Raw genomic sequence first — 20,978 nt, 5'->3', positions numbered from 1 at the left:
AACCCGAACCGGGCCGCGGTCTCCGGGTCGGAGGTCATGAACCAGTCCATCGGGTTCAGCCCCGCCGCGGCCACCCGCACCCGGATCTGCCCCGGCCCGGCCTGCGGCACCGCGACCTCGCGCAGCCGCAGCCGCTCCGGGCCGCCGAACGACTCGAACTGGACCGCCCGGCTCGTCGTGGTGGGTTCGTTCAAGGGCACTGGATTCTCCTGGAGCTGCTCACGCGACCGTAAACGGACTACGCTTCGGTTAGTTCCTCCACTGTAGCACAAGTGGAGCGCGCTCCGCTTTTCTGGCCGTCGAGGCTCAGGCCGGGGCCCCGGGACGCATCACGCGGCTGAGCACCGCGGACGACCTGACGAAGGTCCCGGGCGTCACCGGGGTCTCGATGCTGCGCGCGCCGGGCGACGTCATCAGCGGTCGCCTACTCGACGAACATCACCGGCCTGGTGTACCTCGCCGTTCCCACGCTGGACGACGTACTCCCCGCCGTCCGCGCGGTCGCGGACCGCTACGAGTTCGCGGTTGCCCCGGAGGCTTCCGCTCGATGTCGAGTTCCGTGCCGTTGGCCCGGAGGCGGGTGGTCATCGGTTCCCCGGGCGCGTGTATTTCCCCCGTTATCCCGGAATGCGTTTCCCGATCGGCGAGCACGCAGAGCAAGAAAGTGCAGACCGGGCGTCGAAATAGCCGTCCGGAAAACTTTCGAGGCGCTGATCGGTCAATTCCGGGTAGCGGACGCCCGGCCGCGCGGAGTTCCGTTCGGTGAGTTCGATCATGTCGGCGGAAATGTCGCAGCCGACGACCTCGCAGGAGAAGTGGTCGGCGATGTGTGAGGCGACCAGGCCGGGGCCGCGCCCGTAGTCGAGCACCGGACTGCGTGTGCGGGCATCGAAACCCAGGTGCCGGAACAGTTCGGGGTAGGCGACGCGCCACTCCAGCGGGTTCCCCAGTGCGGCGTAAACGCTCGCTTCGCTGCGCGAATTCCACCACGACACCTTTGTCATCCAGGCCTCCCCAAGAACGTTTTCACCGGGTTTCCGGTGAACCGATCTGAAGCCATCTCGCAGATGGGCCGGTCGAGGCGCGTCGCGGGAGGGCGATCTAGACTCGCGCGATGGGGACCGGCAGGAGAGCCCGCGTGCAGGACGTGCACGACCTGGCGATGGGGATGCCGCACGTGGAGCGCGTCCCCGGCTCGCAGGGCAGGCCCGTCTACCAGGTCGGGCGCCGGTCCTTCGTGTTCTTCCGCAACCCGCGGCCGGACGCGGTGGATCCGGAGACCGGCGAGCGCTACGACGACGTGATCGTGTTCTGGGTCGGGTCCGAGGCGGACAAGGAAGCCCTGGTCGCCGACGAGCGGACCCCGTTCTTCACCACGCCCCACTTCGACGGGCACCCCTCGGTCCTGCTGCGGGAATCGCGCATCGGCGAGCTCAGCTACGACGAGCTGGCCGAGATCGTGCAGGACGCGTGGCTGGCCCGGGCGTCACCGAGGAGGGCCCAGGCCTGGCTCGAGGCACACGGCCTTTAGTCCACAAAGGACGCCCGTGTCGGCGTTCACCGCCCGGCGGCTGCTTTCGCGGCTCGCTCGACCTCCGCGCGCCGTGCTGCCCAGAAGGCCGCGTCGCGTTGCGTGTTCGGGTAGCCGGCCGCGACTCCCGTCGCGCCGTCGAGCTGTTCGCGCAGGATGTCGGCGTGCCCGGCGTGCCTGCTGGTTTCGGTGAGCATGTGGACCAGGACGTTGAACAGCAGGACGTCCGGGCGTGGCCACCAGGGCACGTGGCCCGGCGCGTCGAGGGCGAGTTCGGTGATCGTCGCGTCGGAGTGCTCCCACACGCGCCGGTAGCGCTCGGTGATCTCCTCGCGCGTCTCGTGCTCGCTCGCCCACAGGTCCCTACCGCGTGCCCCGGTGTCGTCCCACCGGGGGAGGGGTTCGGGGAAAGGACGGCCGAAGACCTCGCCGAAGTACCGGGACTCCCACACCGAAAGGTGCTTGACCAGGCCGAGGAGGTTGGTTCCCGTCGAGGTCAGCGGGCGGCGGATGTCGTACTCGCCGAGCCCGTCGAGCTTCCAGAGCATCGTCTCGCGGATCTCTCGCAGATCACCGTGCAGGTACTCTTTCGCGAAGTCGTCGATCACGGGGCACGAGCCTGGCACGCGCCGGCTGCCGGGCTCAACCCGCGCCCGGGTCCTCCGTGCTCACAGGGCTGTCGCTGCCGGACGGCGGGTTCGCCGAGGACGCTTGGGCGGCCACCAGCGCGGACACGACGGCGACGACACCGGTCAGCACGTAGGCGTTGCCGATCCAGTGCTGGTCCGGGGGCCACTCCTGCCCGGGCCGGTCGAAGGAAGGCAGGTGGCGAAAGGGCGCGAGCACGAACACCGCACCCACCGCGGCCAGCAGGGCGGGGGCGATCCACACCCAGTGGTGCGACCACGAGATGGGGGAGACCAGCACGGCGGCGGTGGCGTTGAGCAGGAGCGCCACCACCGGGTGGGCGCGGCGCACGGTGACCGCGACAGCCGCCACGACGGCGCCGGAGATCCCGAGCCAGGGCGCCGTCGTGAGGCCCGGCGCGGGCCCGAAGCGGGCCAGGGTGGCCAGGACGGTCTGGTTGGTGCGGAACGTGGAACCGCTGAGACCGGAGGCGCCCGCGAGGCCGCCGAGCCAGTAACGCCGACGCGTCCGGGGCCACGAGTCAGGAAAGCCCGGTCACTCCCGCGAACGTGGCGATCGCGGTGCCCAGCGCCCGGTGGTCGCGGCGGACCAGGAAGAACAGCAGGAACGCCAACGGGGTCAGCTTGATCGCGGCCGCCAGTCCGACTCCGGTCCCGCGCGCCCGGCGGCGCGCCAGCAGCACGTCGGCGGTGACCAGGCCCATCAGGAGCAGGTTGACCTGCCCGAAGTCGAACGTGCTGTGCACGGGTTCGAGCCACACCAGTGTCACCGCGGCAGGGCGGGATCGTCCGGCTGTCCCCGTTCGCGCTGCCCGGTGTGGTGGCCGGGGAGCGGCGGGGCATCGGAGGCGTTGTCCGGCCGCAGGGCGGTCAGGATCTCCTGGGGTGAGGTGAGCAGGTGCGGGTGGTGGTCGAGGAGGAGTTGCTGGGCGGCGGTGAGCTGGTGCACGGCGACCGTCCACTCGACCTTCACGATGAGCAGGGCGCCCACCCGGATCACCGCGTCCTTGGTCGTGTGCAGTGCGGCGAGCACCGGCCCGAGGTTCTGCATCATCGTCGCGGTGACGGTGGCGTCCTGGGCGAGCACGAGACGCGAGTCGAGCACGTGCGCGGCGGCGGCCGCGGCTTCCCGGCCGGGGCGGGAGGTGGCGGCGGCGCGTGTCCTGGCGCGCATCCGCCGGAACCACGAGCCCCGCACGGGGTCGTCCCGGTCGGCGATTTCGGCCCCGGCCAGGTCGAGCAGGTCCTCGACAGCGGCCTGGACCCGTTCGTGGCCGGATTCGTCGCCCAGGTAGATCGTGACCGGGAACGTCGTCCCAACCTCGCCCACGGTCTCCGCGGGCGGAGTGGCCTGGAGCCGGTACCCGACCCCGCGCACGCTTTCGATCCGCGCCGGCGGACCGAGCTTCGTGCGGAGCCGGGCGATCACGGCGTCCAGGGCGGGGCCGTCGAACTGGCCGTGCAGCCGTTCCTCCAGAGCGGCGCGCGGCACCACCTGGTCCTGGCTTGCCATCAGCGCTTCGAGAACGGCGAATTCGGTGGAGGTGAGGGTGAGCGGCACACCGTCGCGGTGCACCTGGTACCGGGCCAGGTCGAGTTCGAGGCTCCCGGCTCGCAGCACGTCCGGCGCGAGGAGCGCCGCGCGGCGGCTCAGGCCGTGCAGCCTCGCGATCAGCTCACCGGGGTCGAACGGTTTGACCAGGTAGTCGTACTCTTCGGGGGACCGCAGGACATCCAGGCCGACCGCCTGCCCCTCGACGAGGAACAGCACCGGCATCGGCCACCCCGCCGCCCACCGGGTCCGCACGTGGTCCAGCGCGTCACCGCCGGGCAGGAAGCGCTCGACCACGACGCAGTCGTAGCTCCCGGTGGCCAGCGCCCGGTCGGCCTCCAGCAGGTCGGCGGCGGTGTCCACGTCGATTCCCCTGCGGCGCAGCGCATCCGCCAGGGTCAGGCGGAGTTCGTCATCGTCCTCGACGACCAGGACCCGCATCCGCAACACCTCACCTCACGCCGGGCGGAGTCCCATCATCCACCACGTCCGGGCGCCGGTGATCACCCTGCCGCAGACGGCGGTCGAAAATCCCTGTTGCGGCCGCTTTTTCCGGTTCTCAGCAAGTGCTTGAACGGCGTAAAGCGAGGTGACAGCCGGAAGCCGCCCGCCGTTCCGCGAACGTTCACCGACTGCCCCTCCCCGCATCACTTGCTGTGCCTAAGTTCCTGACAGCTCGAGAAGAGAGGGGCTCATGGACACGACCTCAGCGGTCCGGGCGCGCGGGATCGGCAAGTGGTTCGGGGAGGTCATCGCCCTCGACGGGGTCGACCTCGACGTGGCGCCGGGGCAGATCCACGGGCTGGTCGGCCCCAACGGCGCCGGCAAGACCACCCTGCTGGGCCTGCTGCTGGGCCTGGCCGTCCCCGACGAGGGCGGCCTCGAAGTGCTGGGCACCCCGGTCGGGCGCGCGCTCGCGGCGCCGGAGGGGGTCGCCGGTTTCGTCGACGGCCCCGGCCTCTACCCCTCCCTCACGGCGAGGCAGAACCTCGCCGCACTGGCCGCGTTGCGCGGGACCGGGACGGACGCGATCGACGACGTGCTCGAACAGGTCGGGCTCACCGACGTGGCGGGCGACCGGGTCCGCGGCTTCTCCCTCGGCATGCGCCAGCGGCTCGGGCTCGCGGCGGCGCTGCTGACCCGTCCCCGGCTGCTCGTGCTCGACGAGCCGGCCAACGGCCTGGACCCGGCGGGCAAGAAGCACGTCCACGGGGTGCTCACCCAGCTGGCTGCCGACGGGGCGACCGTCGTGCTGTCCAGCCACCGCATGGACGACCTCGAAGCGCTGTGCTCGGAGGTCACCATCCTCGCCACCGGACGTGTCGTGTTCTCCGGCCCCCTGAGCAAGCTGTCGACCGAAAACCGCGAGCTCGACTACCGGCTGCGCACCTCCGACCCGGAGGCCGCCCGGGAGCTGATCGCCGGAGCACCCGGCGTCCGGCTCCTCGACGAGCCCGGGGCGCGGCAGGACGGCGAGGTGCTCGTGGTGCGCACGCTCGTGCCCGCGCTCGACGAGCTGGTCGCGCGGCTCGTGCGGGCCGGCATCGGGGTGCGCGAGCTCGCCCCCGTGGTGTCACCGCTCGAAGCCGCGTTCCTCGCGCTCACCGAACAGGAAGGCGCCACCCGATGACCGCGACCGTCGCCGACGCGCCCGCCCGCCCCGTTCCCGTCACCCGCGGGTACCGCTTCGAGCTGGTCAAGCTGCTGGCCCAGTGGCGGATCCGGCTGCTGGTCCTCGCCTGCTGGCTCGCCCCCGCCGTCTTCGTCGCGCTGGTGAGCCAGCAGAGCTCGCTGCCCACCGACACCACGTTCGGCCGCTGGATGCACGCCACCGGCTGGGCGGGACCGCTGGTGCTCCTCGGTTTCGCCGGCACCTACGCGCTCCCGCTGCTGACCTCGCTGGTCGCCGGGGACGTCTTCGCCGCCGAGGACCGGCTCGGCACCTGGCGGCACCTGCTGGTGGCCGTCCGCTCGTCCCGGCGGATCTTCGTGGCGAAGTCGCTGGCCAGCCTCACCGTCATCCTGCTGCTCGTGGTGGGGCTGGCGGTGTCCGGGATCGTCGGCGGGCTCGCGGCGGTGGGGAACCAGCCGCTGCCGGGGCTCGACGGCCACCTGCTGGCGCCGGGTGACGCGGCGGGGAAGGTCCTGCTGTCCTGGGTCTGCGTGCTCGCCCCGACGCTGGCGCTGGTGGGGATCGGGCTGCTCGGCTCTGTCGCGTTCGGACGGTCGCCGATGGGGCTGCTGCTGCCCGTGGTCGTCGCGCTCGCGATGGACCTCGCGCAGATGCTGCCGCTGCCCGTCGCGGTGCGCTTCGCCCTGCCCAGCTACGGCTTCATCGCCTGGACCGGCCTGTTCACCGATCCGCCGCCGCTCGGCCCGCTGCTCATCAGCACCGCGGTGAGCCTGGTGTGGGCGGTGGTCGCGACGGCGCTGGCGTACCTGCTGTTCCTGCGCCGCGACTTCACCAGCCACACCTACGACGGCTCCGGCCGCCGCGCGCTGACCGCCGGAGCCCTCCCGCTGGCCGGGCTCCTCGCGGCCACGGTCGGAATCCTCGCGGCTTCGACCCCGTCGCTAGCTTCGGGCATCGAGCAGGACAAGGTGCAGGATTCGGTCTCCACCGCGTTCGCGCACCTCTACCGCCTCCAGACCGAGCAGCTGCACCGGCCCGACATCACCGAGGCGCAGCTGGCGGCGACGACCGCGTGCACCAAGGGCGACGGCCTGGTCGCCCCCGAGGGGCCCGGCAACGACTGGCGCTGCGTCGTCTCGTGGCACCTGCCCGGAGTCACGGCCACCGGCCAGGCCATCTACCAGCTCGACGTGACCCCGGACGGGCGGTACGTCGCCGACGGCGACGGACCGAAGGAAGTGAACGGCTACTTCCAGGTGCGCACCCCCACCGGGGACGAACCGAACCCGCTCTGGCAGTTCGACGGCACCGTCGACCTGCTCCCCACCACACCGAAGGGATGACCCCATGCAGGTAACACGCCGCAGACGGCGTGCCGGGAACGCGAAACCCCGCCTCCTCGCGCACCGCGGCGGTCGCGTGCGCCTCGCGACCGCCGGCACCACCACCCTCGCGCTCGTCGCGGTGGGCGGCGGTGTCGGCGCCGCTTCGACGCAGCAGTTCGGCGACGAGCACGTCGGCCAGCTCACCGACAAGGGCCAGGTCGTCTCCAGCGACCAGTACATCGACCCGATCGGCGACCGCCTCGTCGTGAACAACGGCAAGATCATGGCGTCGGCGGTGAGCCCGGACGGCGGTCACCTCGCCGCGCTGACGACGGACGGCGGGATCGCGCTCACCATCGTCGACCTGAAGAACTGGAAGGTGCAGCAGCTCGTCGGCAACTCCGCGACGGCGAACCTCAAGATCAGCGGGAACGACGTCGGCCAGGAAGGGCCCACGTACTCCCCGGACGGCAAGACGCTGTGGATGGCGCAGACCGACGGCTACACCCGGTTCACGGTGAACCCCGACGGCACCGTCGCCAACCCGACGTCGATCAAGATCCCGGCCGACGGTGACAAGCACGCGCTCGTGGCCCAGGCCCTGTTCTCGCCGGACGGGTCCACTGTGTACTCCGCGGTGAACGGGCAGAACCGCGTGGTCGCCCTCGACGCGGCGACCGGCGCGGTCCAGCGGAGCTGGGCCGTGGGCAACGCCCCGCGTGACCTGGCGCGCGTCGGGAACAAGCTCTACGTCAGCAACGAAGGCGGGCGCCCGGCCGGTCCGGGCGACAGCACGCTGAACTCCTACGGCACGCAGGTCCCCGCCGACCCGTTCACCGGCGCCACCACCACCGGCACGGTCAGCGTCATCGACCTGGCGAACCCCGCGGCCGCACCGAGGAGCATCGACGCCGGCCTGCACCCGACCGCGCTCTACGCCAAGAACGGCGCGTTGTTCGTCGCCAACACCAACAGCAACACCGTGTCCGTCATCGACACCGGCCGCGACAAGGTGGTGCAGACCATCGCGACGCAGCCGTGGCCGGAGGCGACGGTCGGCTACGAACCGGACGCCATCACCCTCACCGACGACGGGCACCTGCTGGTGACGCTCGGGCGCGCCAACGCCGTGGCGGTGTACCGCTACAGCCGTGCGCAGGAGCCGGTGAGCTACGTCGGACTGCTGCCGACGGACTACTTCCCGACGGCGATCACGACCGTCGGCAAGGACGTCGTGGTGTCCAACACCCGCGGGATCGACGCGCTGCGCCCCACGACGGCGGCCGGGCACACGACCCACGACACCACGTCGAGCGTGCAGCGGTTCCGGCTGCCGAACGACGGCGCCATCCACGGCTACACCGCCAAGGTCTTCCAGCAGAACGGGTGGACGCCCAACTCGGTGCGGGTGGCCAACGGCAAGGGCGCCAAGAAGCCGGTTCCGGTGCCGGACAAGCTCGGTGACCCCTCGACCATCAAGCACGTCTTCCTCGTGGTCAAGGAGAACCGGACCTACGACCAGCTCTTCGGCGACGACCCGCGCGGCAACGGCGACGCGGCGCTCGCGCAGTTCGGCGAGAACGTGACCCCGAACCAGCACGCGCTGGAGCGGCAGTTCGGGCTCTACGACAACACCTACGACATCGGCACGAACTCGGCCGAGGGGCACAACTGGCTGATGCAGGCCGACAACCCCGAGTACACCGAGTCCTCGGCCGGTGAGTACCTGCGCAGCTACGACACCGAGGACGACGCGCTCGGCCACCAGAGCTCCGGCTTCCTGTGGACCGGTGCGCAGGCGGCGGGCAAGACCGTGCGGGACTTCGGGGAGTTCCACCAGTTCCTCACCAAGCCCGCGGCCGCGACGTGGCAGAACCTGTACTGCGACACCAAGAACATGGCGGCGACCGGGCAGAACACCGCCTACCCGCTGGTTTCGTCGTCGCCGATCCCGTCGCTGAACTCCGTGTCGGTGCCCGGCTTCCCGAAGTTCGACACGTCGGTGCCGGACATCTACCGGTACCAGATCTGGAAGCAGGACTTCGAGAAGAACGGCCCGGCCGACCTGAACATGTTCTGGCTGTCCAGCGACCACACCGGCGGGCCCGCGAACGCGGCCGCGCAGGTGGCCGACAACGACCTCGCGCTCGGTCAGATCGTCGACACCATCTCGCACAGCCAGTACTGGAAGGACTCGGCGATCTTCGTCGTCGAGGACGACTCGCAGGCCGGTCTGGACCACGTCGACGGGCACCGGGCGCCGGTGCAGATCATCAGCCCGTACGCGCAGCACGGGGTCGTGGACAGCCGGTACTACTCGCAGATCACCATGATCCGCACGATCGAGCAGATCCTCGGCATCAAGCCGATGAACCAGAAGGACAGCGCGGCCACGCCGATGAGCACGGCCTTCACGGCGAAGCCGGACTTCACCCCGTTCACGGCGGTGCCGAACCGGACTTCGCTGACGCTGGGCGTTTCGCCGCAGCCGACGTGCGGCCCGGACGTCGTCGCGCCGCAGGACGCCGCCGTCCAGCCGTCGGCCACGGTGCCGGCGGACAAGCAGCAGGTGGCGGCCCAGTGGCAGGCCTGGCAGGCGCGGCAGCGCCTGACCGGCCCGGACGCCGTGGCCGACTACGCCAACCCCGCGCAGATGGACCACTTCACGTGGTACCAGACGCACGGGTGGGCGCAGCCGTACCCGGGTGAGGACCGGATCTACGCCCCGGAGCAGGTGCCGGGCGCGTACATCCCGTCCTCGGATTCCGACTGACGTCGCTGGTGTGAGCAGGGCCCCGGCCGCCGGCCGGGGCCCCGGCCGCCGGCCGGGGCCCTGTGCCGTGCCACCCTCGGTGTCTGCTGTCCGGGAAGTTCAGCCGCGACGAGGAACGGGTGTGGAACGTGCTGGAAGTGCTGAGGCCGACCGCCGGCGCCCACGGCTGCGGGGATCGCGCCGGCCTGGGGGCCAGGCGGCTCGCCCAGCTCCAGGACAACCTCGCCGCGGTCGACGTCGAGCTGCGGGAGGACGAGATCCGGCGACTGGACGAGGTCAGCGAGCTGCCGCCCGAGTACCCGGGCCGGATGCTCAGCACGCAGGGAGCGGACCGCTGGGGAGTGACGGATCTCTGGCGGGACCGGGTTGCGCCGGTGGCGGGATTGGACCTCGCCCCGGAGGGTGCTCGTCACCGCCGACCGGATTCGCTCCCGTGCCGGGTGATCCGGCGGCGGCAAGCCCTCGCAGGGCGCGCCGCGGATCGGTGATCGATCGGCCGCGGGCGGCGGCCGCCTCGGCGAGCAGTGCGGGCACCGTCGCCGCCGGTGGGAGGCACCGCGCCGCGGCGGCCGTCAGGTAGTCGGCGGCGATGAGGCGCGCCTCCCGGCGGGGGATGCCTTCGAGCGAGGTGAGGCGAAGGGCCAGCGTGGTCTGCCGTTCGGTGGCCTCGCGCAAGCGGTCCGGGTGCAGCCGCAGGTGGTCCAGCAGCCCGGTGAGCAGGTGCAGCGCCTCCGCCGTGTTCCGGTACGCCGTCGTCGCGTCGGTGCCGAGGTCCGCCGAGAGGCGCCGGACCCGGCCCAGCGCCGGGTAGTACCGCTTGCCGGGCAGGGCGGGGGAGGGGGCGGCGAACTCGTCCGGGAGGTCGGCGAACCCGTATCCCGCTTTGGTCCAAGCGTCGAGATCAGCCGCGAACTCGTGCACCGCCGCGACGAGGACCGACAGTTCGGCGGTGTGCGCCGCCTCCCGCGCACGTGCCTCGAGGTACTCCGTGACCGTGACTTCTTCGCCGGTTGCGGCGTAAGCGGGCAGGGGCCAGTCCGCCGAACGCGCCGCGAGGCGGCGAGCGGCAGCGGCGAGTTCGAGCAGGTGCCCGGTCACCGGCTCCGTGGCGAGCGAGAGAGCGCGTCGTCTTCGTCCCGAACTAACTTGCTGCACAGCCAGCAAGTTACCAGGGAAGCCGCCGTCCGTCCACGGCAGGCCGGCGTGGAGGAGTTCGCGTCAGGCACAGCGCCGGGCGGCGGCCATCGAATGGTCCTCGTTCACCGGCTCTCCGGCGGTGTGCGGCGGCGACGGCGGAAGGCGGCGGCGAGCCGGGAGTGGGGCTGCCAGTTGAGCCCGTTGGGCAGGTTCCAGCCGAACTTCAGCGCGGCCAGCCGGAACAGCAGCGCGCCCACGACACCGATCGCGAACCCGGCGACCGGCGCGCCGAGGTAGGTGCAGATGACCATGGTGGCGGCCACGGCCGCCGCGACCGTGCCGTAGAGCGGGGTGCCGCCGAAGACCGCCGGTACCCGCCGCAGGAGCACGTCGCGCAGTGCGCCGCCGCCGACGGCCGTCGTGGTCCCCAGCAGGACCGCGGGCAGCCAGCCCAGCCCGGCGGCGAGCGTCTTCTGCGCGCCGCTGACGGCCCACAGCCCGATGACGGCGGCGTCGAGCGCGGTGAACACGCGGTCCCAGGCCCGGGCGCCGATGGAGACGGCGAACGCGACGAACGCCCCGGCGAGCGCGGTCGGGAGGTAGGCGTAGTCGGTGAGCGCGACGGGTGTTCCGTGCTGCAGGAGCGTGTCCCGGATGACGCCTCCGCCGAGCCCGGAAATACTGCCCACCACGAGGATCCCGAACAGGTCCAGCCGTTCGCTGCGCCCGACCGCCCCGCCCAGGATCGCGGCGGCGAACACCCCGGCGAGGTCCAGGTACCGCGCCGCCTGGTTGATCGCTTCCACAGTGGTGTCACCCGCCATGGTCGAAAACCATAGGACCCGCGAAGACCTGGGGCTCGCCCTACGGCGTGGTGGCGTGGATGCCGGCCAGGACGACGTCGACGATCTTCTCCGCCACCTCACGGGTGAAGGGGCGGCGTCGCCGGTTGATGTAGAGGTACACCGGCCCTGACAGCAGTTCGGTGAGGAAATAGCTGTCCACAGGGGGGATCTCGCCCTTGGCGACGGCGCTGTCGAACCGCTTGCGGACGGTGGAGAGCCGGTGGTCGTAGGCGACCCGGACCGCCTCGTCGAGGTCCGTGTTCCCGGGAGCGGCGACGGCGGCCTGCACCAGGGCACGGTTGATCGGGCTCGACTGGCGCTCGGAGAACGCCATCAGGAAGTCGACCAGATCGCGGCGAAGGTCGCCGGAGTCGTGAAAAGGGGCCGAGTCCTCCGCGTACCGCAGCAAAGCCTCGCTGACGAGTTCGGCGCGGTCCGGCCAGTTGCGGTAGACGGTGTTCTTGTTGACACCGGCGACTTTCGCGACTTCTTCGTAGCGAAGGCCGGCCACGCCGTCCCGGGCGACGAGCTCCGTCGTCGCCGCGAGGATCCGCGACCGCACCCGGGCGTTGCGGCCGCCCGGCCGCGCCGCCGGTCGCGCGCCGGTCGTCTCCCCGTTCTCTGGCACGCCTCCGATCTTCCCATCCACCCGGCCGTGGACACCGAGGTGGAGCGGGGGCAAGTTAAAGAGGCAATTAGCCTCTTTGAGAAGGTGAGCGTTGTGGAGTCCGCCGCGCAGAACCCCGGCGACACCACCGCCACGCACTACATCAGCGAGCGCTCGCCGAGCGAGCACCGCCTGCCGGGGGAGACCAACGGCCGCGGGACGTTCGTCGGCGGGAACGCGGAGGTGCGGGCATGAGCGCCGCGCTGAAGGCGGTGAAGGCGGGCGAGATCGAGATGGCCTACGCGGAGTCCGGGGCCGGTGAACCGGTGGTCCTGCTGCACGGCGGCGAAAGCACCCACATCCAGTACGACACGTTCCGGCCCCTGCTCGGGGACGGGATCCGGGCGATCGCCTACGACCGGCGCGACAGCGGAGCGCCGGTCAACCCGCCGGAGCCCTACGGCATCCCCGACTCCGCCGAGGACTGCGCCGCGCTCATCAGGGGACTGGGCTACGAACGGGCGCACCTGTTCGGCTCCTCGTTCGGCGGCTTCATCGCCCTGCAGGTCACGGTGTCGGTGCCCCAGGTCGTGCAGTCGCTGACGGTCGGCGACACCTTCTCCGACGCCTCGGCCCTGCAGGTACCCGTGGCCTTCGAGATCGTCGGACAGTCGCCGTCGGAGCGCGATGCGCAGATGCTCGCCTTCGCCCTGTCGGAACGCGGGCAGGCGGACGGGAAGGTGGTGGCCGAACTCAAGTCGATGCTGGTCCACCGCTCCCCGGAGGCCGACGCGCGGCGGCTGGCCGCGATCCCGGGCTACGACCTCACCGGCCGCCTGCCCGGGATCACCGCGCCCACCCTGCTCATCTACGGCCAGGAGGATCCCGCGGCCACCCCCGGGACCGGGCGGAAGATCGCGAACGCGATCCCCGGGGCGAGGCTGGAGGTGATCCCGGGGGCACGGCACGGGATCACGGTGGAGTTCGCGCGGGAAACCGCCGGGTTGCTCCGCGAGTTCGTGCTCGCCCACCCGTCTCTCACCCGGCGGTGACCTACGGCGTGCGAGGTCGTCGTGTCCCAGGAGGATCGCCGCATCCTCCGCCTGGATCCCGGCGGCCTTCGGGTGCGCGATCCACCTCGCGGCCCCGGTCACCCGAGGAGGTAGCGCCGTGCCATGTCGGTCAGCATCGACAGGAAATCCTTGTCCGCCAAGGGGTTCGTGGTGAACGCCGGTCCGTACGCGGTGCGGAGGACGAGTGTCGAGAACAGGGTGGTGAAGACCAGGCGGACCGCGCCCTCGGGATCCTCATGGCGGATTTCGGCGCGGCAGCGCAGCAGCAGGCTGGTGAAGCGGTCTCCCACGGCCCGGCTGTACTTGGCGCCGCGGCGGTAGACCTCTTCGTGCACCCCGGAGATCAGCACGACCGAGCGCAGGAACGCGGCGTGTTTGGCGAAGATGCCTGCCAGCTCCCGGACCGCCTGGTCGACGAGGCGGTCCGGGGGCACGCCGTCCCAGCGTTCGCCCTCGAAGACCGCCTCGTCCGCGCGGACCCGGGCGATCCCGTGCTCGTACACGGCGAGGAACAAGGCGTCCTTGTCGTCGACCCGGTCGTACACGGCGCGCGGGGCGACGCCGGCCTGCTCGCAGACCGCGGCGATGGTGAAGGCTTCGTAACCCCTGGTCTCCATGATCGTCACGCCGGCGTTGAGGATGCGCTCCCAGGCTTCGCGTGACCGCTTCTGCAGGGGAGGGCGGACCATCGGCAGGCTGGGCGCCTCACCGCCGGGTGCCGGTCTGCTCATGGAATTCCTCACCGCGTGGACTGAACCGTAGCGCTCGCTACAGTATCAGCGCCCCTCGTCGAGTCAGGGGGACAGCTCCTCGAGGACCCGGCCCTTGGTCTCCACCGCGTGGCGGATGGTGACCAGACCACCGACGAGCGCCACGACGGCGAACGCGGCGAAGACGTAGCGGATACCCAGGCCGGCGACGACGAAGCCGACGAGCAGCGGCCCGGCGGAGGAAGCGGCGCGCAGCCAGGCGCTGCCGAAGCCGGTGCCCACGGCGCGCAGCCGCGTGGGGTAGAGCTCGGCGGAGTAGAGGTAGAGCGAGAAGGCGATGGTCTGCAGGATCGCGTAGGCGATCGGGGCGAGGACGACCACCTGGGTGGCGGTCGTGGCGCCCAGGGCCGTGAGGATCACCAGCGGCACGGTGGCGGCCAGGAAAGCGATGGCGTACCAGCGTTTGCGGCCGACCTTGTCGATGTAGAGCGCGCAGAGGACGGAGGCGACGACGCCGACGGCCGAGGTGATCCAGCCGTAGAGCAGGCTGGTCTGCAGGGGCAGGTCGAACACCTGCCGGTAGAGCGTGGGCAGCCAGGTCACCAGCCCGTTGTTGATGACGTAGACGGTGATCCACAGCGCCCACAGCATCAGGGTGCGCTTGAGGTAGATCCCGCGGAACAGCTCGCGCCACCCAGCGCCCGCGGCGGGTGCGGTGACCGGGCGCGGGACGGGATCGGGGAGCGGTTTGCCCTCCTTGACGGCCTCCCGTTCGAGCATGGTGACGACCTTGTCGGCGCGGTCGAACTTCCCCTTGGCGGCGAGCCAGCGCGGCGATTCGGGCATGAACGCCCGCAGCGGGATCATCAGCACGGCCGGGACGAGCCCGACGACGAACAGGGCGCGCCAGCCGAACTCCGGCACCAGGAAGTACCCGGCGAGCCCGGCGAAGAGCAGGCCCACCGGGAAGATGACCTCGTAGAGCAGGAAGAACCGGCCGCGTTTGCGCGCGCCGACGAACTCGTTGATGTACGCGCTGGCCACCGGCACCTCGCCACCGGTGCCGATGCCCTGCAGGAAGCGGAACACCAGCATCGAGGCGCCGCTCCAGGCGAACAGGCACGCGATGTCCATCGACACGAACAACACGATCGTGATGAGCAGGGTGCGCAGGCGGCCGACGCGTTCGGCGAGCCAGCCGAACAGGATCGCGCCGGCGAACTGGCCGACGTAGCCCGCGGAGAGGATCAGCCCGACCCACGCCGGGGTGAGGTGCCATTCGGTGACCAGCTTGGGCATCGCGAACGCGATGACCAGCACGGTGTAGGCGTCGAAGAAGGTGGCGGTGCCGATGATGACGCGGATCATCAACAGCCGGCGCGTGACCGGGAGCCGCTCGAGCCGCGCCACGAGCGCGGCGTGGGCCTTGGCGGGCGCGCCGGAGCTGCCGGCGGCGAAAGTCGTCATGGTTTCGTTTCCTCGCCCTCCGCTGCGGTGCGGAGTCGTCGGGACAGCATTGTCGCCGGTCCCGGCGGCGGGGGCCGCCGCCGGGACGCGAGTGGGGTCAGACGAGTTCGGCGCTCTTGAGCGCCTGCACGATCTCCTCTTCGGCCTCGGGGGAGAGGTCGATCAGCGGGGAGCGGACGCCGGCGTGCTCGAGGATGCCGCGCGCCTTGAGGCCGAGCTTGAGGGCGACGGTGCCCTCCATGTGCGAGCCGCGGTGGTAGACGGCCTTGGTGACCGGCAGCAGGCGGTCGTGCACGGCGCGGGCCGCGGGGTAGTCGCGGGCCTTGCCCGCCGCGATGAGCTCGAGCAGGGGCTCGGGAGCGAGGCCGCCGTAGCCGACGAGCAGGCCGTCGACGTCGAACATGGTGTGCAGCAGGTACTCGTCGTGGCAGGACAGGATCTGCAGGTCGGGGTGCTCGCGGCGGAGCACGGGGATCTCGGTGTCCCAGCGGCGCATGTTGCGCACCCCGTTCTTGGTGGCGAAAACGCCCTCCTGGGCGGCGATCTCGAGCTGGGTGTCCAGGTCGTAGGTGGCCTTGGTGTTGTCCGGGTACTGGAACAGGATGCAGGGCAGACCGGACTCCTCGTAGATCGCCCGGTAGCGGTCCTGCGGGGCGCCCGCCTGGTAGCCGAAGCGCAGCCAGCCGTGTGAGGGGTAGATCAGCCCGGCCTTCGCACCGGCCGCGACCGCGCGTTTCGCCTCGGCGACCGCGACCGCGGTGCCCTCGCCGGTGATGCCGGCGATCACCGGCACGTCGACGGCTTCGACCAGGTTCGCGATGGTGGCGACCTGCTCCTCCTGGGTGAGGAACGTGCCCTCGCCGGCGTGGCCGAGGATCACCAGGCTCTTCACGCCGTCGTGGCCGGCCAGCCACGTGCCGAGCTTGGCCATCGCGGCGTGGTCCACCTCGCCGTCCGGCGTGAACGGCGTGACCGGCGCCGGGTTGAGGCCGCGGAGGTCGAGTGTCATCGCGAGGTGCTCCTTCTCGTCGGGAACGGTTGCGGGAACGTTCCCATAGGATGCGCCGCGTGCTTCCCGCCGTCAACAGTGAGTCCGGAAAGTCCTCGCCGGCCAGTAGCCTGGCCCCCGTGGTGACCATCCTCGACGTTGCCCGGGCCGCCGGGGTCAGCAAGTCCACCGTGTCCCGTGTCCTGGACGAACGGCTGCCGCACTCCACCAGCCCCACCGCGGAACGGGTGCGCCGCGTCGCGGCCGAGCTCGGCTACGTGCGCGACCCGCTGGCCTCCGGCCTGCGCCGGTCGGGCACCAACACGGTCGGCGTGATCGTGCCCCGGCTCACCGACACCGTGATGGCGATGCTCTACGAGGAGATCGCGGCCGCCGCGGGGAGCCGCGGGATGTTCGCCATCGTCGCGACCACCGAGGACAAGCCGGACACCGAACAGCTCGCGCTGCAGACGCTCGTGCGGCGGCGGGTCGACGGGCTGATCCTGACCACCGCCCGGCTCGGCACGCCGACCGCGCGGGACGTGCCGCACGCGCTGGCCCTGCGCACCGACGGCACCGGGCCCGCCTCGGTCGGCGACGACCGGCTCGGCGCGCACCTGGCCGTCCGGCACCTGCTCGACCTGGGCCACCGCCGGATCGGCCTGGTCGGCGGCCCGGCCTACGCCTCCAGCGCGATCGAGCGGCTCGCCGGCTACCGCGAAGCCCTCGACCAGGCCGGGATCGGCTTCGACGACCGGCTGGTCGCCGGGGACGCCTTCTCGATCGAATCCGGGGAGATCGCCGGGCGGGCCCTGCTCGACCGGGCGGACCGGCCCACCGCGATCTTCGCCGTCAACGACAACACCGCGATCGGCGTGCTGGCCGCGGCCCACGCGCTCCGGCTGCGCGTGCCCGAGGACCTGTCGATCGTCGGCTACAACGACATCCCCATCGTCAGCCGGCTGCCCGTGCCGCTGACCACCGTGCGCGTCCCGTTCGGGCAGATCGCCGCCGGGGCTCTCGAGCTGCTCAAGGAATCCGGGCGCGGCGAGCCGCCCCGTACCCTCGTCGCCGCGCCGACCCTCATCCCGCGTCGTTCCACCGCGCCCGCCGGCAGCTGACGTCGCGTTGACAAAACCGTAGCGTCCACTACGCTCTTGCCCACCTAACCGGAGTCGGCACTACGGTTTCTCAGTGAGGAGAACGACGATGACGTCACCCAGACGGGGCCGCGTCGCGGTCATCGGCGCCGGGCCGGCCGGCATGGCCACGGCGCTGTCGGTCCACCAGGCCGGTCACGAGGTGACCCTCCTGGAGCGCTACCCGCAGGCGCGGCCGGCGGGCAACATCCTCAACCTGTGGCCCCCGCCCATCAAGGCACTGGGGCTGCTGGGTGTCGACACGGCGGACCTGGGTGCCCCGTGCTACTCGGAGTTCCGCAGCGCCAGTGGGCGCACCCGTGCCCGCGTGGAGCTGCCGCGGCACGTCGTCGACGCCTACGGGGGCGGGTTCATCGGGCTGCTGCGCCCGGAGTTGTACGAGCGGTTGCTGTCGGCGCTGCCGCGCGGTGTGCTGCACGTGAACCGGCCGGTCGAGCGGTTCGAGCAGGATGAGGCGGGGGCGCGGCTGTTCCTGGCCGACGGCGAGGTCGTCGAGGCGGACGTGGTGGTCGGCGCGGACGGGATCGATTCGCTGGTGCGGCGCACGCTGTGGGGCGAGTCGCCCAAGCGGGAGCACAACCTGCACATCTTCGGGGGCTTCACCCTCGACGAGGAGGTGCGTGCCGAAGCCGGTCTGTGCATCGTTGCGCACGACCGCACGGTGCAGGGCAGCTGGACGTCGATCCGGCACAAGGGGCGCGACGGGTTCCAGTGGTGGGTGCTCGGTGCTCACGACGCGGCGACGGAGTTCACGGGGGACCTGCACGCGACGGCGACCGCGATGGGCGCCGGCTTCGCCGACCCGTTGCCGCGGCTGATCGCGGCGACGGCGCCGGAGAACGTCCAGCGCTGGGTGCTGCGTGACCGCAGACCGCTCAAGCAGTGGTCGAAGGGCCGCGCGACGCTGGTCGGCGACGCGGCGCACCCCACTTCGCCCTACGCGGCCTACGGCGCGGGAATGGCCACCGAGGACGGCTATTTCCTGGGCCGCCACCTGGCCGGGGTCGACCTGGGCGACTACGCGGCGGTGCGGCGGGCGCTGGAGGCGTTCGAGGCACCGCGCAAGCCGCACACGGCCCGCCAGTCGCAGCAGGCCTGGGTCCTCGGGCAGGTCTTCCACCACGCGCCCCGGCCGCTGCGCCCCCTGCGCGACCTGGTCCTGGACCGGACTCCACTGCTGCAGAAGGTGGTCGGCGAGTCGTCGCCGCGCGAAATCCTGGAGCAGCTCGGCGAAATCGACAAGGCGGAAGCCAGGATGCGCGCCGTCCTCGCGTGACGACGGCGGTCAGTGGTCCGCGATGTCGAGGGTGACCTCCGAGAGCGGGCACCCCACGCACGTCAGCACGTAGCCGTCGGCTTTTTGTTGTGGCGTCAGGCAGTTCGGCTCGTTCTGCGCGATTTTCCCGGCGCGGAGCCGCACCATGCATTCGCCGCAGTTGCCGACCGTGCAGGAGTAGGGCATGGGCAGTCCGGCCGCCAGTCCCGCGTCGAGGAGTGTCTGGCCGGGTTCGACCGTCACCGTGCCGACCGGCCGGCCCCCGTCCTCGACGATCATCTTCTGTGGCTCGGTCACGGTCGTCACGGGGTCCGCGCCGCTGGAGTAGCGCTCCTGGTGCACCTGGGCGTCGGGGACGCCCAGGTCGGCCAGGACGTCCCGCGCCGTGTCCATGAGCGGTTCGGGGCCGCAGAGGTAGTAGTGGGCGCCTTCTGCCGGAGCGCGTTCGGTGATCCAGTGACGGACGCGGTTGGCGTCGAGGCGCCCGTCGCGGCGGCTCAGCACGTGCGTGACCGACAGCCGGCCGGGCTGCTCGGCCTCCAGCCGGGCCAGCTCGCCGGCGAAGATGATCTCCTCCTCGTCGCGGCTGCTGTAGAGCATCGCGATCCGGTCGCCCGCCGCCCGGTCCGCGAGCCGGGTGCGGATCATGCTCATCATCGGGGTCACCCCGCTGCCCGCGGCGATCAGCACGACCTCCTCCGGAGGCTGCGGTGGCGCGTGGAAGGAGCCGGACGGGCCGCGGACCCAGAGCCGGTCCCCGGCCCGCAGGTGCTGGTGCACGTGGGTCGAGAACCCGCCGCCCTCGACCCGCTTGACGGTGACCTCGAGCCGCGCGGACCCGGGCGCGCAGGAGGCGGAGTAGGCCCGCCGGACCTGGCGGCCGCCGACGTCGGCGACCAGCGTGAAGAACTGGCCGGGCCGGAAGTCGAACGAGCGCGGCTTGCTCCCGGCGTCCTCCAGCACGAGGGTGACGGCACTCGGCGTCTCCTTGCGCACCTCGACGACGCGCACCTCCCGCAAGGGGTTCGCCGTCCCGCTGTCGTCGGGGGAGCGGCGGCGCCGGAAGCCACGACGCCGGGGGCCGCGCCCGAGGTCGTCGTAACCCTCCTTCCGCAGGCCAGAGCGGTAAGCCCGGTCCATCACGACCCGCATCACACTGTCGATTCCCGGGATCGCTCCGAGGACCTTCAGCAGGAGCGCGGGCGGGCCCCCTTCGCTTTTCGCCGAATTGGCGGCCAGGTGCTGTGCCGCCACCGCGGTGAGGCTCGGCATCGGGCCGTCGTCGAGATACGCCTCGGGCGTCCACAGCCGCGAGCGCGTCACGGCGTCGTTGGCCCGCACCTCGGCGTCTTCGACCTCGATGACGAGCGCGAGCTGCGGGGGCATGCCCCGCAGGGCCATCGTCTCCAGCAGGGCGGGATCGTCGGTGATCGTGCAGCGGCCGCGGCCGTGCAGCACGCCGCTGCGGCCCGGCACGAGCGCGGCGAAGGACAGCTGGTTGTCCTGGAGCAGGTTGTGCAGCGTGTCGGCGCGCTTGTTGCCCTTGCGGTCCGGGATGACGAGGGTGCGCCCGTCCAGGATCCGCGCGACCGCCTCCTGGTCCCCGCGCGGGCTCGTGTCGCTCCCGCCGGAACCGTCCCATGAGGACAGTGCGAGGAACGGTGCCGCGGCGACGAACTCGGCGATCCCTGGGCGGCACAACGGCCCGTCCCCGCTGATCCCGGTGACGGCGGGTTCGACGCGGACGGCGGGCTGCCACAGGCGGGAGCGCATCACGGCCTGCGCGCAGTGCACGTAGGCCTGCTCGATCCTCACGGTCGTCTCCGCGCCCTTCCGCGCGGTCGCCACGCCGTTGACGCGCAGGATCTCCCCGACGCCCGGCAGGAGGAAGAAGAACGAGACCGGACCCTCCGGTGCACCGCCTCCGGGCACGGCGAAGGAGATCCGCGTGGGTGAATGGACGCGCACGAAGCCCGGGCTGCCGCCGATGAAGGTCGTCCGGCTGACGCCGTCGGCGTCGCGGTAGCCGAAGGCCGCGATCGGCGACCGGGCCAGCACGGTCCGGCACCCCTCGTCGAGCGCGCTGACCTCCTTGAGCGTGATCATCGGAGCCGGGCGGCCCACCGCCGCCTCGATCTCGTCCGCCGTGGTCAGCCGGTGGACGGTAGTATTACCGCTGCTCATGGCTCAATTATGAGCAATCACTCGCATCTGTGGCTACTCGCTTTTCGGGGTTCCGTGCCGTGCGCTGGGG

At 71.6% G+C, this 20,978-nt stretch carries 20 protein-coding genes and 1 pseudogene; 8 read left to right on the top strand and 13 right to left on the bottom strand.

Going from position 1 to position 20,978, the window contains the following annotated elements; translation table 11 throughout:
- Together ABFX51_RS07200 and ABFX51_RS07195 are read right to left on the bottom strand one after the other, a co-directional pair.
- A pseudogene (locus tag ABFX51_RS07200) lies at positions 1-200 on the bottom strand (NADP-dependent oxidoreductase); the annotation flags it as partial.
- Positions 201-617: 417 nt separating this feature from the next.
- Positions 618-1,004, bottom strand: a complete 387-nt coding sequence (locus tag ABFX51_RS07195; protein WP_091515773.1) for a class I SAM-dependent methyltransferase — start codon at positions 1,002-1,004, stop codon at positions 618-620.
- A gap of 110 nt (positions 1,005-1,114) precedes the next feature.
- Here ABFX51_RS07195 and ABFX51_RS07190 point away from each other — a divergent pair, with 110 nt between their 5' ends.
- A complete protein-coding gene (locus ABFX51_RS07190) occupies positions 1,115-1,531 on the top strand; it encodes an MmcQ/YjbR family DNA-binding protein (RefSeq protein WP_091515771.1) in 417 nt (138 codons plus the stop codon).
- Positions 1,532-1,557: 26 nt separating this feature from the next.
- Here ABFX51_RS07190 and ABFX51_RS07185 read toward each other — a convergent pair whose 3' ends face one another.
- From ABFX51_RS07185 to ABFX51_RS07170, 4 genes are all read right to left on the bottom strand, one after another.
- Positions 1,558-2,139: a DinB family protein gene (locus ABFX51_RS07185; RefSeq protein WP_091515769.1), complete on the bottom strand. Its 582-nt coding sequence runs from the start codon at positions 2,137-2,139 to the stop codon at positions 1,558-1,560.
- Between the two features lie 34 nt (positions 2,140-2,173).
- Positions 2,174-2,530, bottom strand: coding sequence for a hypothetical protein (locus tag ABFX51_RS07180; protein ID WP_177228974.1), 357 nt, complete (start codon positions 2,528-2,530; stop codon positions 2,174-2,176).
- A gap of 169 nt (positions 2,531-2,699) precedes the next feature.
- Positions 2,700-2,948, bottom strand: coding sequence for a glycosyltransferase 87 family protein (locus ABFX51_RS07175; RefSeq protein ID WP_177228973.1), 249 nt, complete (start codon positions 2,946-2,948; stop codon positions 2,700-2,702).
- Positions 2,945-4,171: a response regulator transcription factor gene (locus ABFX51_RS07170; RefSeq protein ID WP_346052929.1), complete on the bottom strand. Its 1,227-nt coding sequence runs from the start codon at positions 4,169-4,171 to the stop codon at positions 2,945-2,947. Before ABFX51_RS07170 ends, ABFX51_RS07175 begins: the two co-directional genes overlap by 4 nt.
- A gap of 253 nt (positions 4,172-4,424) precedes the next feature.
- Between ABFX51_RS07170 and ABFX51_RS07165 the strand changes: the two genes are divergently transcribed.
- The 3 genes from ABFX51_RS07165 to ABFX51_RS07155 are packed head-to-tail and all read left to right on the top strand — an operon-like array spanning position 4,425 to position 9,461.
- Complete coding sequence (locus tag ABFX51_RS07165; RefSeq protein ID WP_346052927.1) at positions 4,425-5,360, top strand: ABC transporter ATP-binding protein; 936 nt, start codon at positions 4,425-4,427, stop codon at positions 5,358-5,360.
- Positions 5,357-6,706 (top strand): ABC transporter permease, encoded by a 1,350-nt coding sequence (locus ABFX51_RS07160; RefSeq protein ID WP_346052925.1) that lies wholly within the window; start codon positions 5,357-5,359, stop codon positions 6,704-6,706. The genes ABFX51_RS07165 and ABFX51_RS07160 overlap by 4 nt, the downstream gene beginning before the upstream one ends.
- A 4-nt stretch (positions 6,707-6,710) precedes the next feature.
- Entirely contained in the window at positions 6,711-9,461 is a 2,751-nt protein-coding gene (locus ABFX51_RS07155) for an alkaline phosphatase family protein (protein WP_346052923.1), read from the top strand.
- A 312-nt stretch (positions 9,462-9,773) separates the two neighbouring features.
- Here the strand turns inward: ABFX51_RS07155 and ABFX51_RS07150 are convergent, their stop codons facing one another.
- From ABFX51_RS07150 to ABFX51_RS07140, 3 genes are all read right to left on the bottom strand, one after another.
- The gene (locus ABFX51_RS07150) at positions 9,774-10,616 is read right to left on the bottom strand and encodes a hypothetical protein (RefSeq protein WP_143250001.1); all 843 of its coding nucleotides are present in this window, start codon (positions 10,614-10,616) and stop codon (positions 9,774-9,776) included.
- A 104-nt stretch (positions 10,617-10,720) separates the two neighbouring features.
- Entirely contained in the window at positions 10,721-11,422 is a 702-nt protein-coding gene (locus ABFX51_RS07145; protein ID WP_091515757.1) for a trimeric intracellular cation channel family protein, read from the bottom strand.
- Positions 11,423-11,462: 40 nt separating this feature from the next.
- Positions 11,463-12,071, bottom strand: coding sequence for a TetR/AcrR family transcriptional regulator (locus ABFX51_RS07140; protein ID WP_091515754.1), 609 nt, complete (start codon positions 12,069-12,071; stop codon positions 11,463-11,465).
- 84 nt (positions 12,072-12,155) lie between these two features.
- On the opposite strand from ABFX51_RS07140, the gene ABFX51_RS07135 reads away from it, so the two are divergent.
- Together ABFX51_RS07135 and ABFX51_RS07130 are read left to right on the top strand one after the other, a co-directional pair.
- A complete protein-coding gene (locus ABFX51_RS07135; protein ID WP_177228978.1) occupies positions 12,156-12,305 on the top strand; it encodes a hypothetical protein in 150 nt (49 codons plus the stop codon).
- Positions 12,302-13,102, top strand: coding sequence for an alpha/beta fold hydrolase (locus tag ABFX51_RS07130; RefSeq protein ID WP_218153597.1), 801 nt, complete (start codon positions 12,302-12,304; stop codon positions 13,100-13,102). Before ABFX51_RS07135 ends, ABFX51_RS07130 begins: the two co-directional genes overlap by 4 nt.
- 98 nt (positions 13,103-13,200) lie before the next feature.
- Here the strand turns inward: ABFX51_RS07130 and ABFX51_RS07125 are convergent, their stop codons facing one another.
- From ABFX51_RS07125 to ABFX51_RS07115, 3 genes are all read right to left on the bottom strand, one after another.
- On the bottom strand, positions 13,201-13,854 hold the full coding sequence (locus tag ABFX51_RS07125; protein ID WP_346052920.1) for a TetR/AcrR family transcriptional regulator: 654 nt from the start codon (positions 13,852-13,854) through the stop codon (positions 13,201-13,203).
- A 63-nt stretch (positions 13,855-13,917) separates the two neighbouring features.
- Complete coding sequence (locus ABFX51_RS07120) at positions 13,918-15,300, bottom strand: MFS transporter (protein ID WP_346052918.1); 1,383 nt, start codon at positions 15,298-15,300, stop codon at positions 13,918-13,920.
- 97 nt (positions 15,301-15,397) lie between these two features.
- A complete protein-coding gene (locus ABFX51_RS07115; RefSeq protein ID WP_091515748.1) occupies positions 15,398-16,309 on the bottom strand; it encodes a dihydrodipicolinate synthase family protein in 912 nt (303 codons plus the stop codon).
- A gap of 119 nt (positions 16,310-16,428) precedes the next feature.
- Here ABFX51_RS07115 and ABFX51_RS07110 point away from each other — a divergent pair, with 119 nt between their 5' ends.
- The gene (locus ABFX51_RS07110; protein WP_346052916.1) at positions 16,429-17,409 is read left to right on the top strand and encodes a LacI family DNA-binding transcriptional regulator; all 981 of its coding nucleotides are present in this window, start codon (positions 16,429-16,431) and stop codon (positions 17,407-17,409) included.
- 88 nt (positions 17,410-17,497) lie between these two features.
- Positions 17,498-18,724 (top strand): FAD-dependent oxidoreductase, encoded by a 1,227-nt coding sequence (locus ABFX51_RS07105; protein WP_091515743.1) that lies wholly within the window; start codon positions 17,498-17,500, stop codon positions 18,722-18,724.
- Positions 18,725-18,733: 9 nt separating this feature from the next.
- Here ABFX51_RS07105 and ABFX51_RS07100 read toward each other — a convergent pair whose 3' ends face one another.
- Positions 18,734-20,908 (bottom strand): 2Fe-2S iron-sulfur cluster-binding protein, encoded by a 2,175-nt coding sequence (locus tag ABFX51_RS07100; RefSeq protein ID WP_091515740.1) that lies wholly within the window; start codon positions 20,906-20,908, stop codon positions 18,734-18,736.
- Positions 20,909-20,978: the final 70 nt, after the last annotated feature.

The organism is Amycolatopsis dongchuanensis (genome assembly GCF_039542405.1).
Taxonomy (GTDB): domain Bacteria; phylum Actinomycetota; class Actinomycetes; order Mycobacteriales; family Pseudonocardiaceae; genus Amycolatopsis_E; species Amycolatopsis_E sacchari.
Note: the sequence above shows the minus strand (reverse complement) of the source record. Positions and strands in the feature narration are given on the sequence as shown.

Bases quoted from the DNA above. Each gene is read 5' to 3' on its own strand.
- ABFX51_RS07105 (WP_091515743.1), top strand. From the start codon at position 17,498: ATGACGTCACCCAGACGGGGCCGCGTCGCGGTCATCGGCGCCGGGCCG.
- ABFX51_RS07125 (WP_346052920.1), bottom strand. From the start codon at position 13,854: ATGAGCAGACCGGCACCCGGCGGTGAGGCGCCCAGCCTGCCGATGGTC.
- ABFX51_RS07145 (WP_091515757.1), bottom strand. From the start codon at position 11,422: ATGGCGGGTGACACCACTGTGGAAGCGATCAACCAGGCGGCGCGGTAC.
- ABFX51_RS07155 (WP_346052923.1), top strand. From the start codon at position 6,711: ATGCAGGTAACACGCCGCAGACGGCGTGCCGGGAACGCGAAACCCCGC.
- ABFX51_RS07190 (WP_091515771.1), top strand. From the start codon at position 1,115: ATGGGGACCGGCAGGAGAGCCCGCGTGCAGGACGTGCACGACCTGGCG.
- ABFX51_RS07195 (WP_091515773.1), bottom strand. From the start codon at position 1,004: ATGACAAAGGTGTCGTGGTGGAATTCGCGCAGCGAAGCGAGCGTTTAC.
- ABFX51_RS07100 (WP_091515740.1), bottom strand. From the start codon at position 20,908: ATGAGCAGCGGTAATACTACCGTCCACCGGCTGACCACGGCGGACGAG.
- ABFX51_RS07115 (WP_091515748.1), bottom strand. From the start codon at position 16,309: ATGACACTCGACCTCCGCGGCCTCAACCCGGCGCCGGTCACGCCGTTC.
- ABFX51_RS07130 (WP_218153597.1), top strand. From the start codon at position 12,302: ATGAGCGCCGCGCTGAAGGCGGTGAAGGCGGGCGAGATCGAGATGGCC.
- ABFX51_RS07160 (WP_346052925.1), top strand. From the start codon at position 5,357: ATGACCGCGACCGTCGCCGACGCGCCCGCCCGCCCCGTTCCCGTCACC.
- ABFX51_RS07170 (WP_346052929.1), bottom strand. From the start codon at position 4,171: ATGCGGGTCCTGGTCGTCGAGGACGATGACGAACTCCGCCTGACCCTG.
- ABFX51_RS07120 (WP_346052918.1), bottom strand. From the start codon at position 15,300: ATGACGACTTTCGCCGCCGGCAGCTCCGGCGCGCCCGCCAAGGCCCAC.
- ABFX51_RS07165 (WP_346052927.1), top strand. From the start codon at position 4,425: ATGGACACGACCTCAGCGGTCCGGGCGCGCGGGATCGGCAAGTGGTTC.